The organism is Flavobacterium longum (assembly GCF_965137575.1).
Lineage (GTDB): Bacteria > Bacteroidota > Bacteroidia > Flavobacteriales > Flavobacteriaceae > Flavobacterium > Flavobacterium longum.
This window is the reverse complement of record NZ_CBCRZJ010000001.1, coordinates 388,765-400,852: the sequence shown is the minus strand read 5'-3', so window position 1 is coordinate 400,852 and position 12,088 is coordinate 388,765. Positions and strand designations below refer to the sequence as shown.

General features: G+C 50.9%; 8 protein-coding genes. 5 read left to right on the top strand and 3 right to left on the bottom strand.

Annotated elements, in window-relative coordinates:
* Window positions 1-92 precede the first annotated feature (92 nt).
* The 4 genes from ACM9J1_RS01825 to ACM9J1_RS01810 all read left to right on the top strand — a co-directional run bounded on the left by ACM9J1_RS01825 (window position 93) and on the right by ACM9J1_RS01810 (window position 6,421).
* Window positions 93-3,215, top strand: coding sequence for an efflux RND transporter permease subunit (locus tag ACM9J1_RS01825; RefSeq protein ID WP_415580165.1), 3,123 nt, complete (start codon window positions 93-95; stop codon window positions 3,213-3,215).
* A complete protein-coding gene (locus tag ACM9J1_RS01820; RefSeq protein WP_415580164.1) occupies window positions 3,205-4,515 on the top strand; it encodes a TolC family protein in 1,311 nt (436 codons plus the stop codon). The genes ACM9J1_RS01825 and ACM9J1_RS01820 overlap by 11 nt, the downstream gene beginning before the upstream one ends.
* 67 nt (window positions 4,516-4,582) lie before the next feature.
* The gene (locus ACM9J1_RS01815) at window positions 4,583-5,443 is read left to right on the top strand and encodes a bestrophin family protein (protein WP_415580163.1); all 861 of its coding nucleotides are present in this window, start codon (window positions 4,583-4,585) and stop codon (window positions 5,441-5,443) included.
* 51 nt (window positions 5,444-5,494) lie between these two features.
* On the top strand, window positions 5,495-6,421 hold the full coding sequence (locus ACM9J1_RS01810) for an AraC family transcriptional regulator (RefSeq protein WP_415580162.1): 927 nt from the start codon (window positions 5,495-5,497) through the stop codon (window positions 6,419-6,421).
* Window positions 6,422-6,531: 110 nt separating this feature from the next.
* On the opposite strand, the gene ACM9J1_RS01805 is transcribed toward ACM9J1_RS01810, so the two are convergent.
* Window positions 6,532-6,906, bottom strand: coding sequence for a DUF779 domain-containing protein (locus ACM9J1_RS01805; protein ID WP_415580161.1), 375 nt, complete (start codon window positions 6,904-6,906; stop codon window positions 6,532-6,534).
* A 258-nt stretch (window positions 6,907-7,164) separates the two neighbouring features.
* Window positions 7,165-8,670: an aldehyde dehydrogenase family protein gene (locus ACM9J1_RS01800; RefSeq protein ID WP_415580159.1), complete on the bottom strand. Its 1,506-nt coding sequence runs from the start codon at window positions 8,668-8,670 to the stop codon at window positions 7,165-7,167.
* Between the two features lie 247 nt (window positions 8,671-8,917).
* On the opposite strand from ACM9J1_RS01800, the gene pheT reads away from it, so the two are divergent.
* Window positions 8,918-11,341, top strand: a complete 2,424-nt coding sequence (gene pheT / locus ACM9J1_RS01795) for a phenylalanine--tRNA ligase subunit beta (RefSeq protein WP_415580158.1) — start codon at window positions 8,918-8,920, stop codon at window positions 11,339-11,341.
* Between the two features lie 50 nt (window positions 11,342-11,391).
* On the opposite strand, the gene ACM9J1_RS01790 is transcribed toward pheT, so the two are convergent.
* The gene (locus tag ACM9J1_RS01790; protein WP_415580445.1) at window positions 11,392-11,904 is read right to left on the bottom strand and encodes a fasciclin domain-containing protein; all 513 of its coding nucleotides are present in this window, start codon (window positions 11,902-11,904) and stop codon (window positions 11,392-11,394) included.
* Between the last annotated feature and the right edge of the window lie 184 nt (window positions 11,905-12,088).

The window sequence follows — 12,088 nt, the reverse complement described above, 5'->3', positions numbered from 1 at the left end:
CAAAAGATATAGCGGAAAGCGGGAAACAGCTCCAGAAATAAATGCTACAATTCCCATTATTAATTATTAATTATCAATTATTCATTGACTAAGTGAGTTTACCAACCCTAAGCATCAAACGTCCGGTACTGACGATCGTCTTGAACCTGTTGCTGATTTTGTTCGGCGTGATCGGGTACATGTTTTTGGGCGTACGCGAATTTCCGTCGATTGATCCTGCCCAGGTTTCCGTCCGGACGAATTATGCGGGCGCGAACGCCGATATCATCGAGTCGCAGATTACCGAACCGCTCGAGAAAGCCATCAACTCCATAGACGGCGTGCGGAACATCTCGTCCACGAGCGCGCAGGGTTCGAGCCAGATCACCATTGAATTCAACCTCGACAAAAACCTCGAGGAAGCCGCCAACGATGTGCGCGACAAGGTGTCACAGGCGCAGCGCAGTTTGCCGCAGGATATTGACGCGCCGCCGGTGGTTTCCAAAGCCGACGCCGATTCTGACGCGATCATTGCCATGACCGTACAAAGCCAGACCAAGAACGTACTGGAATTGTCTGATTATGCCGAAAACGTCATCGCCGAACGTTTGCAGACCATTCCCGGCGTATCCAGCGTCCAGATCTGGGGGCAACGCAAATACGCGATGCGGCTCTGGATCGATCCGGTCAAAATGGCGTCCTACGGCGTTACGGTGTCCGACGTCCGCAATGCGCTCGAAGCCCAAAACGTGGAACTGCCATCGGGGAAACTCACCGGCGCGAACACGGAACTTGTCGTCAAAACGTTAGGGAATCTGGCCACGGAAGAACAATTCAACAACATTATCCTGAAGGCCGAGGGCGAAAAAACCGTGCTTTTGAGCGATGTCGGGAAAGCGTCGTTGGAAGCCGAAAACCTGGAAACCAAACTCGCCGAATCTGGCCAGACCATGGTGGGTTTGGGCATCATTCCGCAGCCGGGCACGAACTATCTCGATATCGCCGATGCGTTCTACAAGCAGTACGACCAGATGCAACAGGATTTGCCCAAAGACATCAAACTCAACATTTCCATAGACAATACGCTGTTCATCAAGAAAGCGATCACGGAAGTCGTGGAAACACTCGGCATCTCGATTTTGCTGGTCATCCTGATCATTTATTTATTCTTCCGGAATTGGGCCATCGCGTTCCGGCCGCTCATCGACATTCCGGTATCGCTCATCGCGACGTTCTTTATCATGTGGGCGATGGGCTTTTCCATCAACGTATTGACATTGCTCGCCATCGTACTGGCTACGGGTCTGGTCGTGGACGACGGCATCGTGGTTACCGAAAACATCTTCAAGAAAATCGAGGAAGGCATGTCGCCGATCGAGGCCGCCATCAAGGGTTCGAACGAGATTTTCTTTGCCGTCATCTCGATTTCGATCACACTCGCCGCCGTGTTCCTGCCGGTGATTTTCCTGGAAGGTTTCGTGGGCCGATTGTTCCGGGAATTCGGCGTCGTGATTGGCGCCGCGGTCCTCATATCGGCCTTTGTGTCGCTCACCTTGACGCCGATGCTCAACGCCTACCTGATCAAGGGCGGGCAACAGAAACATTCGAAGTTCTACGAGATGACTGAGCCGTATTTCGTAAAGATGAACGAAGGCTATGCCGCATCGCTCAAGAAATTCATGGGCCGGAAATGGCTCAGCTTCCCGATTCTCGTGGTTTGTTTAGGCTTAATCGTTTTGTTTTTCAGTACGCTCAAGAAAGAAACCGCGCCGTACGACGACCGCAGCATGCTCACCATGGGCATCACCGCACCGGAAGGCGCATCGTACGAATACACCGACCGGTTCATGCAGGAACTCGATCAACTCATCACCGACTCGATTCCCGAAAAGAAAATCGCACTCATCATTACCGCGCCGGGTTTCGGTACCGGAGCCGTCAACTCGGGCCGCGTCCGTTTGGCCTTGGTGGAACCGGATGAGCGCGAACGATCTCAGCAACAGATTGCCGAAAACCTGACCAAGTGGACCAAACAATACCAAGAAGCGAAGACCAATGTTTCCGAACAACCGACGATTGCCGTCAACCGGCGCGGTGGCTTGCCGATACAATACATCATCCAGGCGCCGAATTTCGAGAAGTTGCGTGAGAAACTCCCGCAATTCATGGAAGAAGTCGGAAAAGATGACACGTTCTCCACATCGGACGTCAACCTGAAATTCAACAAACCCGAAATCAACGTCACCATAGACCGCGAGAAAGCGCAAAGCCTTGGCGTTTCTGTGATCGATGTCGCACAGACGCTGCAATTGTCGCTCTCCGGGCAGCGATTCGGCTACTACATGATGAACGGCCGCCAATACCAAGTCATGGGGCAATTCGACAAGAAAGACCGTGACGCGCCCATTGATTTGACCTCGATGTTCGTCAAGAGCGACAAAGGCCAACTCATCCAGCTGGACAACGTGGTCACGATTGAGGAACAAAGCAGCCCGCCGCAACTCTATCACAACAACCGTTACATGTCGGCCACCGTTTCTGCCGGATTGGCGCCGGGGAAAAGCATCGGCGATGGCATCGAGGCGATGGAACGCATCAAGGAAAAAGTGCTGGACGAAAGTTTTACGACCGATCTCGGCGGCGAATCGCGCGATTTCGTGGAAAGTTCATCGAACACTTCCTTCGCCTTCGGACTGGCGTTGCTGCTCATTTTCTTAATCTTGGCGGCACAGTTCGAGAGTTTCATCGACCCATTAATCATCATCCTGACCGTGCCGATGGCCGTTGCCGGCGCATTGTTTTCGCTCTGGCTTTTCGACCAGACGTGGAACATCTTCAGCCAGATCGGAACCATTATGCTCATCGGGCTCGTGACCAAAAACGGCATCTTGATCGTGGAATTCGCCAACCAATTGCGCGAACAAGGCAAATCCAAATACGATGCGATCGTCGAGGCCGCCGAATCGCGTTTGCGTCCGATCTTGATGACGTCATTGGCCATCGCACTGGGCGCGTTACCAATTGCCCTATCGTTGGGCGCGGCATCCACGAGCCGTATCGGCATGGGCGTCGTGATCGTAGGCGGAACGATTTTCTCGCTCATCCTGACGCTGTTCGTTATCCCGGCGATTTACATGATGTGGTCGCGCGAAAAGAAACGCCGTCCGGAACTTGACAGGGCCGACCAATACGAAAGAGAAGCACTTGACCACAAACCAGCCACACATGAACCGTAATGCCATTTTATCCCTTTTGCTGATTGCGGGTTTCGCGAGCATGTCTGCGCAGGAAATCCTGACCGTGGAAGACGCCGTGAAAATCGCACTCGAAAACAATTACGACATCAAGATCGCGGCGAACGAGTTGAAGATCGACCAACAGAATGCGAGCGCCGCCAACGCCGGAATGTTACCACGCATCGACGCACAAATAACAGACAACCACAGCATCCAGGACATTTCCCAGACGCGCGCCGACGGCAACAAATTGTCGATGGACGGCGGCAAGAACCAGAACCTGACTTATGGCGCGAATCTCGGCTGGACGGTGTTCGACGGTTTTAGGATGTTTGCGCGATACGACCAACTGAAAGAACTTGAAAAATTGGGCGACGCCGAACTGAAACTGACCGTTTTGGAACGCGTGGGCGAAGTCATGACGACCTATTTTGACATCGTGCAACAACAGCAACAATTGGCCGCGCTGGATTCTACGATGGTATTGTCACGCCAACGGGTGACACTTTCCGACAACCGCTACACCATCGGGAAAGCAGCAAAGCTGGAAGTGCTCAACGCGCAGGTTGATCTGAATACCGACCAGACCAATTTGCTGCGGCAACAGGAATTGCTGGCCAACGTGAAAACACGCCTGAACGAATTGCTGGGCCGAGACGTCAAGACCGATTTCCGTGTTGTCAATTCCGTGACGGTCGATGAAAGCCTGCTCCTGCCCGATTTGACGGCGCTCGCCGAAAAACAAAATCCTGCACTACTGGTGCAAATCATCAACAATCGCGTGGCCGAGCTCAATCTGAAGCAAGTCCGGGCGAACCGCTACCCGACCATTGGCGTGAGCACCGGCTACAACTGGAGCGAATCCAAATCGAGCCTTGGTTTTACGAGCGAATCCTACGCTAAAGGCCTGAACTACGGTTTTTCGGCATCGATCAATGTGTTCAATGGTTTTCTGCAGAAACGCAATGAAAAGATCGCAAAGTTGCAAGTGGAAAATTCATCGGTTGCCATCGAACAACAACGCCAATCCATTAACTCACAACTCACTTCCGCTTATCAAACGTATCTTACTAATATACAACTAATTGATATCGAAGATAAAAACGAGGAAATCGCCCGCCAGAACCTCGACATCACGATGGAAAAATACCGCATCGGCACGATCACGACACTCGAATACCGCACGGCACAGTTGAATTATCTCAACGCAAAAATCCGTCATTCAAACGCGCAGTTCCAAGCCAAATTGTCGGAAATCAACCTCAAGCAACTCGCCGGAAATCTTTCGCTCTCGAATTGATTTAATCTTTAAATTCGCGAGGCATTATNAATTATTAATTATCCATTATTAATTATTAATTAGCTTCATGATTTCCTACAACACCAAAGACTGGTTTACATTCATCGTGCGTTTCCACAGGTCTGATACTGTGTCAAAGCTCTGGCCGTTGATGTTGGCCATCGGCGCTTATTCGGGCGCTGTGGGCTGGCTTGAAGTGGAATATTTCCAACTGACCGATTCGGCCTATGTAAAGAACATTACCGTCATGCATGGTTTGCTGGGCTTCGTGATTTCGATGTTGCTCGTCTTCCGCACCAATACGGCTTACGACCGCTGGTGGGAAGGCCGCAAAATGTGGGGCGCACTGGTCAACAACAGCCGGAACCTCGCCATAAAAGTGGGCGCGATGTTGCCGGAAGACAAAGCTTTTTTCAGGAAAATGATCCCGAATTATGCCCAAATCCTGCACGAACACCTGAGCAACGCCGAAACCGCACAACAACTTTTCGACGGGCTGGACCTTGAGATCGACCACCACAAACACAAGCCGAATCAGGTCGCGAAGGTGATGTTCGACAAAGTCAACCAGTTGTATCAGTCCGGAAAAATCACCGGTGACCAGCTCATCGTGCTCAATGCCGAATTGCAATCCTTCACGGACATCTGCGGCGCTTGTGAACGCATCAAGAACACGCCGATCCCGTATTCCTACAGCGCGTTCCTCAAGAAATTTATCTTCTTCTACGTAATGACATTGCCCTTCGGATACGCGTTTTCACTAGGATATTACGTGGTTCCGGTCGTGATTTTCATCTTCTATGTACTGGCGAGCTTGGAATTGATCGCCGAGGAAATCGAAGATCCGTTCGGTGGCGACGAGAATGACCTGCCGACTGCCAAGATCGCGTCGAACATCCGCAAACACATTGAAGAAATCCTGCAATAACGAACGTTCAATTAATTGTTTTCCTTATCTTACGGCTTTATTCCAAAAGCCATGAACGAGCGGAAATCCCTACTCCACGCACCGTTATTGTCGCATGAAAAATCACTCAAGACGTTGGTGGAAAACCGCACCGTCTATAACCTGGAACATTGCGAACTCAACCTTTTCGAAACCTACCAGGAATCGCAACTCGTGCCGCTCAAATTCAATGATTTGGTCGTGACCAGCATGTTGCGCGGCAAGAAAGTAATGCATTTGTTCGACGACCCGGAATTTGAATACCTGCCCGGCGAAACGGTTGTGGTGCCGTCCAACGTGGAAATGAAGATCGATTTTCCGGAAGCGTCCAAACACAACCCCACGCAATGCCTGGCACTGGCCATTGACCACGGCAAGATCAACGACACGCTCAATTTCCTCAACGAGCGCTACCCGAAAGAAGGCACCGACCGCTACTGGCAACTCAACCACCAACATTATTTCTTTTACAATAATGTAGATCTGGCGACCACCATCAACAAACTGATCAAGGAATGCATGAGCACGTCGGTCACCAAAGACGCGCTCACTGATTTGACACTGCAGGAATTGCTCGTCAGGATCATCCAGACGCAAACGCTCAAGGCCACCGAAGAAGTGTCAAATCTGAACCGCAACCTCGCCATCACGCCCATCGTGGAATACATCCGGCAACACCTGCACGAAGACATCAACCTCAAACGTCTGGCAGACCGAGCCTGCATGAGCACCACGTCGTTCTACCGTTTGTTCAAGCGGGAATTGGGTGTGAGCCCGATCGAGTACGTGCTGAACGAAAAAATCCGTTACGCGAAAAAACTGTTGAAAAACCGACACCTGCAAATCAACGAAGTGTGTTTTGAAGCGGGTTTCGACGATTGTAACTATTTCATCAGGCTGTTCAAGAAATACGAAGGCATCACGCCCAAACAATACCAATTGCTCCATCAGGCAAATTAAGGGCGTTGCCTGCGGCCGGGCTGTCCATTCTATCTTTTGCTCGTGGCCTCGCAAAAGGATGCCATTGCCATCCCTAACGCGGGTCGCACTACACAGCAGCCCAGGTTGTATCAATCCGCTAAGAAACGTAACGGCGTCAGGTTTTCTGCCTCAGCTTCCGTAAACAAACGCGAGTGCACGATAAACCTTTTCCCGTACGGAATTTCGAGCGAGAAACTCGATCCTCGTCCGTCAACGGCGTCAATGGTAAGCTGCGTGTGTTTCCAATATTCGAACTGGTCGCGACTCATCCAGAATTCGCAACCGGCGATCTCGCCCAGACATACATCGCTCATCCCAAGTTTGAAGTCGCCTTTTTCAAAGCACATGGGCTGCGAACCATCGCAACAGCCGCCGCTCTGGTGAAACATCAACGCACCGAAATCGGCCTGCAATCGGGCAATGAGTAATTCGGCTTCGGGCGTCGTCTGTACGCGGTTGGTCATAGGAAATGGTGCATTAATAAAGTAAAACCCGGCAGTAGAAACCGCCAGGCAAACCAAAATTTAAAATCAAATTCAAACAACAATCAAGTCAGGATTAATTTTAGGATTTTTTACGGGAAACCCGTAACCCGATGTCCGTTTTTATCCGTTGGGAATACCCAATTATCCCCTTCCCAATTAAACGGAAGTTACAAAATCCTGAAAATTCCGATTACGGGAAACCCACAAAATCTCCTAAAAAATACTTTTCGAAATTGTTTAGAAAAAGCCCAGTTTGTTCTTGTCGTAAGACACCAGCATATTCTTGGTCTGCCGGTAATGGTCCAGCATCATCTTGTGCGTTTCGCGCCCGAAACCGGACTTTTTATAGCCGCCAAACGGCGCATGCGACGGATAAGCGTGATAGCTGTTCACCCAAACACGGCCGGCCTTAATGGCACGCGGCACTTTATACAACTGGTGCGCATCTCGCGTCCAGACGCCGGCACCTAGGCCGTACATCGTGTCGTTCGCGATTTCGATGGCTTCTTCCTCTGTCTTGAACGTGGTCACGCAAGTCACGGGGCCGAAAATCTCTTCCTGGAAAATCCGCATTTTATTGTGGCCTTTGAAGATTGTGGGTTGAATGTAGTAGCCGCCCGCCAATTCACCATCGAGCTTGTTCACATCGCCACCGGTGAGCACTTCCGCGCCTTCTTCCTTGCCGATCTTGAGGTACGATTGGATCTTTTCGTATTGGTCGTTCGAAGCCTGCGCGCCCATCATGGTATCGCCGTCGAGCGGATGCCCGGTCCTGATGGCTTTGGTGCGTTCCACTACACGCGACATAAATTTGTCATAAATATCTTCTTGGACGAGAATACGCGACGGACAAGTACAAACCTCGCCTTGGTTCAAGGCAAACAACACGGCACCTTCAACGGCTTTGTCGAAGAACGCGTCGTCGTGATCGGCCACCGATGAGAAGAAGATGTTCGGGGATTTGCCGCCCAACTCCATGGTTACAGGCAAAAGGTTTTCGGATGCGTATTGCATGATCAACCGTCCGGTCGTGGTTTCGCCGGTGAACGACACCTTGGCGATGCGGTCTGATTGCGCAAGCGGTTTTCCCGCTTCAGGGCCGAATCCCGTCACGATATTCACCACGCCCGGCGGCAAGATATCCTGCAACAATTCCATCAACACGATGATTGATGTCGGGGTTTGTTCGGCAGGTTTGACAACCGTACAATTCCCGGCTGCCAATGCGGGCGCGATTTTCCAAGTGGCCATCAGCAGTGGGAAATTCCACGGGATAATTTGTCCCACGACACCCAGTGGTTCGTGCAATACGATGCTTACCGTGTTTTCGTCGTGCTCGGCGATGCTGCCTTCCTCAGCCCGGATGACGCCGGCAAAATATCGGAAATGATCCACGACCAACGCCAGGTCCGCGGCACGGGTTTCCCGGACGGCTTTCCCGTTGTCTATCGCTTCCACGACCGCCAAGTATTCCAGGTTCTCTTCGATCCGGTCAGCAATCTTGTTTAGGATTCCCGATCGATGCGCCGCCGAGGTTTTTCCCCAGGTCCGAAAGGCTTCGTGCGCGGCATCCAGCGCCAATTCGATGTCTTCCTTTCTGGAACGCGCTGCCTTCGTGAATACTTTGCCGTCTATCGGGCAGATGTTGTCGAAATATTCTCCCGATACCGACGGCACGAATTTTCCGCCGATGAAATTGTCATACTTGGCCTTGAATGTTGGCCTTTGCGCTATGTTTCCCATAATTTTCGGTTTTTGGTTTAGCCAAATGTAGCCGCATGGGTTTTCGGTATGTAGCACAATTTTTCCAACCCATAGCACGAATGTTTCACTTCCGCAAAAAATGTATCAATTCGGCAAAAAACGACACTTCAAATTTAATTTTCGACAAAATTTTAATCCTTAAATTCCGAATTTGTTTTTCACCGAAAACGCTTTTAACTCCGCAGGCGAATGCCTATATTTGCAGCCTTGTCATAACACCCATTAAATGAAGATTTCCTATAACTGGCTTAAACAATTCATCAAGATAGACTGGAATGCTGCCGATACTGCGGCGCTGCTCACCGACCTCGGACTCGAAGTGGAAGTCGTTGAAAAATACCAATCGGTAAAAGGCGGCCTTGACGGCGTTGTGGTTGGCCATGTCCTGACGTGCGAAAAACACCCGAATGCCGACCGTTTGAAAGTAACAACGGTTAACCTCGGCGACGGCAATCCGGTGCAGATCGTTTGCGGCGCGCCGAATGTAGCCGCTGGGCAAAAAGTGCCGGTCGCAACGATCGGGACGACATTGTTCGACAAGGATGGACAGCCGTTTAAGATCGGGAAAGGCAAAATCCGGGACGTGGAAAGTTTCGGGATGATTTGCGCAGAAGATGAACTTGGGCTGGGTAAAAGCCACGACGGCATCATGGTTTTGGATGCGAACCTCAAACCGGGAACGCCGGCGGCCAAGGTGTTCAACATCGAAGACGATGAAATATTCGAAGTCGGGCTTACCCCGAACCGCGCCGATGCGATGAGCCATATGGGCGTGGCACGTGACCTGCGTGCCGGCCTGCTACAACGGAATGTACACGCCGAGCTCATTACACCGTCGGTCACGAAATTCAAGGTGGACAAACGCACGCTCAAGATCGACGTCGATGTCAAGGATGCGAAGTTGGCACCGCGCTATTGCGGGGTGACAATCTCCGGCGTGAAAGTGAAACCGTCGCCGGAATGGCTGCAGAACCGTTTGAAAGCCATCGGCCTGACGCCAAAAAATAACATCGTGGATGTCACGAATTACGTCCTGCACGAACTCGGGCAGCCATTGCACGCCTTCGACGCGGCCAAGATCAACGGGAAAGTCATCGTAAAAACCGTGGAAGCCGGAACCAAATTCCTCACGCTGGACGACGTGGAACGCACGCTGCACCAGGAAGACCTGATGATTTGCGACGAAAAAGGCCCGCTGTGTATGGCTGGCGTTTTCGGTGGAAAGCTTTCAGGGGTGACGGAAACCACGAAAGATATATTCTTGGAAAGCGCATACTTCAACCCGGTTACCATTCGGAAAACCGCGAAAAGACACGGCCTGAGTACCGACGCTTCATTCCGTTTCGAGCGTGGCATCGACCCGACCATTACCGACTATGCCCTGAAACGCGCCGCACTTTTGATCCAGGAAGTCGCCGGCGGTGAAATCACGTCTGATCTGATCGATGTCTATCCGAAGAAGATCGAAGATTTTCCGGTGTTGCTCAACTTCGGGAAAGCCGCGAAACTCATCGGGCAGGAATTGCCGAAGGAAACCATCAAGAAAATCCTGGCGTCGCTCGACATTAAGGTCAACAGCATTTCAGATGCCGGATTGGGTTTGGTCGTGCCGGCATACCGCGTGGATGTGAACCGCGAGATCGACGTCATCGAGGAAATCCTGCGCGTGTACGGCTACAACAACATTAATTTCACCAAGAAATTCAACGCGACCGTTTCCTATTCGGCGCGTACAGAAGACTATAAAGTCCAGAACATCATCGGGGCGCAACTCACTTCGTTGGGATTCCACGAAATGATGGCGAACTCGTTGACGACGGCAGATTATGTGAAGTTGTCATCGATGCTCAAAGAGGAACACAACGTATCGATGCTGAACCCGCTGAGCAGCGATCTGGCCGTGATGCGCCAATCGATGCTGTTCTCGGCGCTCGAAGCCGTGTCGTACAACATCAACCGCAAGAATCAGGATTTGAAATTGTTCGAATTCGGAAAAACCTACCACAAATTGCCCGACGGCTATACCGAAAACAAACATTTGTCGATGATTGTTACCGGCCAACGCCTGCAGGAAAACTGGGGCAGGCCGCAACAAGCATCGGATTTCTTCCTGTTCAAAGGCTATGTGAATACCGTATTGTCGCGTCTGGGCATCGAGAAAATCCAGAACCAACCCGCCAACAACGATATTTTTTCGGAGGGCATCGCGTTGGTAAGCGGCAACGAAGTCTTGGTGGAATTGGGCACGGTAAAAAAATCGCTGCTCAAGGAATTCGACATCAAGCAGGAAGTCTTGTTCGCCGATTTCAACTGGAGCGCTGTATTGAAACTCCTGACCAACAAAATCAGGTTTACTGATATTCCGCGTTATCCGGAAGTGCGTCGCGACCTGGCGTTGCTGGTAGATGAAAGCGTGTCGTTCGATGCCATCTACAAGATTGCCCGCCAGTCGGAAAAATCATTGCTGAAAGACGTAAACCTGTTCGACGTATATTCGGGCAAGAACTTGCCGGAAGGCAAAAAATCTTACGCCGTGAGCTTCACGATCCAGGACAATTCCAAGACCTTGACCGACGAACAGATCGACAAGATCATGCGCAAACTCACGCACCAATTCGAGAGTGAATTGGGTGCCAGCCTGAGGGCATAAAAAACAAAAAGCCGCTACGAGAGCGGCTTTTTTTTGGTCATTCAGGTGAATTACTTCGGCATCAACACCGTATCCACGACATGGATCACGCCATTGGATTGGTTGACATCGGCGATCGTGACTTTGGACATGCCACCTTTTTCATCAGTCAAGTACAAATCCTTCCCTTTCATCCAAGCGGTCAATGTGCCGCCATTCACGGTCTTGATCTTGGCTTTGCCGTTTCCTTCCTTGATCATTTTGGCGATGTCGGCCGCATTGAACTTACCGGCGACGACGTGGTACGTCAAGATATTGGTGAGCGTCTTCTTGTTTTCCGGCTTCACCAAAGTTTCCACAGTGCCTTTGGGCAGCCTATCAAAAGCCGAATTCGTTGGTGCGAATACCGTAAACGGGCCTTTCCCTTGCAAAGTTTCTACAAGTCCGGCCGCTTTCACGGCGGCCACGAGCGTGGTGTGGTCTTTTGAATTCACGGCATTTTCAACAATGTTCTTTGACGGATACATGGCCGCGCCGCCTACCATGACGGTTTTTTCCTGAGCTGTGGTTGTCGCGATGCCCATCGTAAAAATGAGCGCTGATAAAATGAACTTTTTCATGACTGGTTAAATTTTAAAGTTATTCCGCCATTTACGCCGAAATGCATGTTAGGGTTTTCATGCCTCGGACTGTTTCAGCATAAATTTTTCTTAAATCGGGCGTTTGCGCCTGGAAACCAGTTTGAATCAGAAATAAAAAAGTCCTATT

Excerpts from the sequence above, each read along its gene's own strand:
- ACM9J1_RS01790 (WP_415580445.1), bottom strand. The coding sequence starts at position 11,904 with ATGGGCATCGCGACAACCACAGCTCAGGAAAAAACCGTCATGGTAGGC.
- ACM9J1_RS01820 (WP_415580164.1), top strand. The coding sequence starts at position 3,205 with ATGAACCGTAATGCCATTTTATCCCTTTTGCTGATTGCGGGTTTCGCG.
- pheT (WP_415580158.1), top strand. The coding sequence starts at position 8,918 with ATGAAGATTTCCTATAACTGGCTTAAACAATTCATCAAGATAGACTGG.
- ACM9J1_RS01805 (WP_415580161.1), bottom strand. The coding sequence starts at position 6,906 with ATGACCAACCGCGTACAGACGACGCCCGAAGCCGAATTACTCATTGCC.
- ACM9J1_RS01800 (WP_415580159.1), bottom strand. The coding sequence starts at position 8,670 with ATGGGAAACATAGCGCAAAGGCCAACATTCAAGGCCAAGTATGACAAT.
- ACM9J1_RS01815 (WP_415580163.1), top strand. The coding sequence starts at position 4,583 with ATGATTTCCTACAACACCAAAGACTGGTTTACATTCATCGTGCGTTTC.
- ACM9J1_RS01810 (WP_415580162.1), top strand. The coding sequence starts at position 5,495 with ATGAACGAGCGGAAATCCCTACTCCACGCACCGTTATTGTCGCATGAA.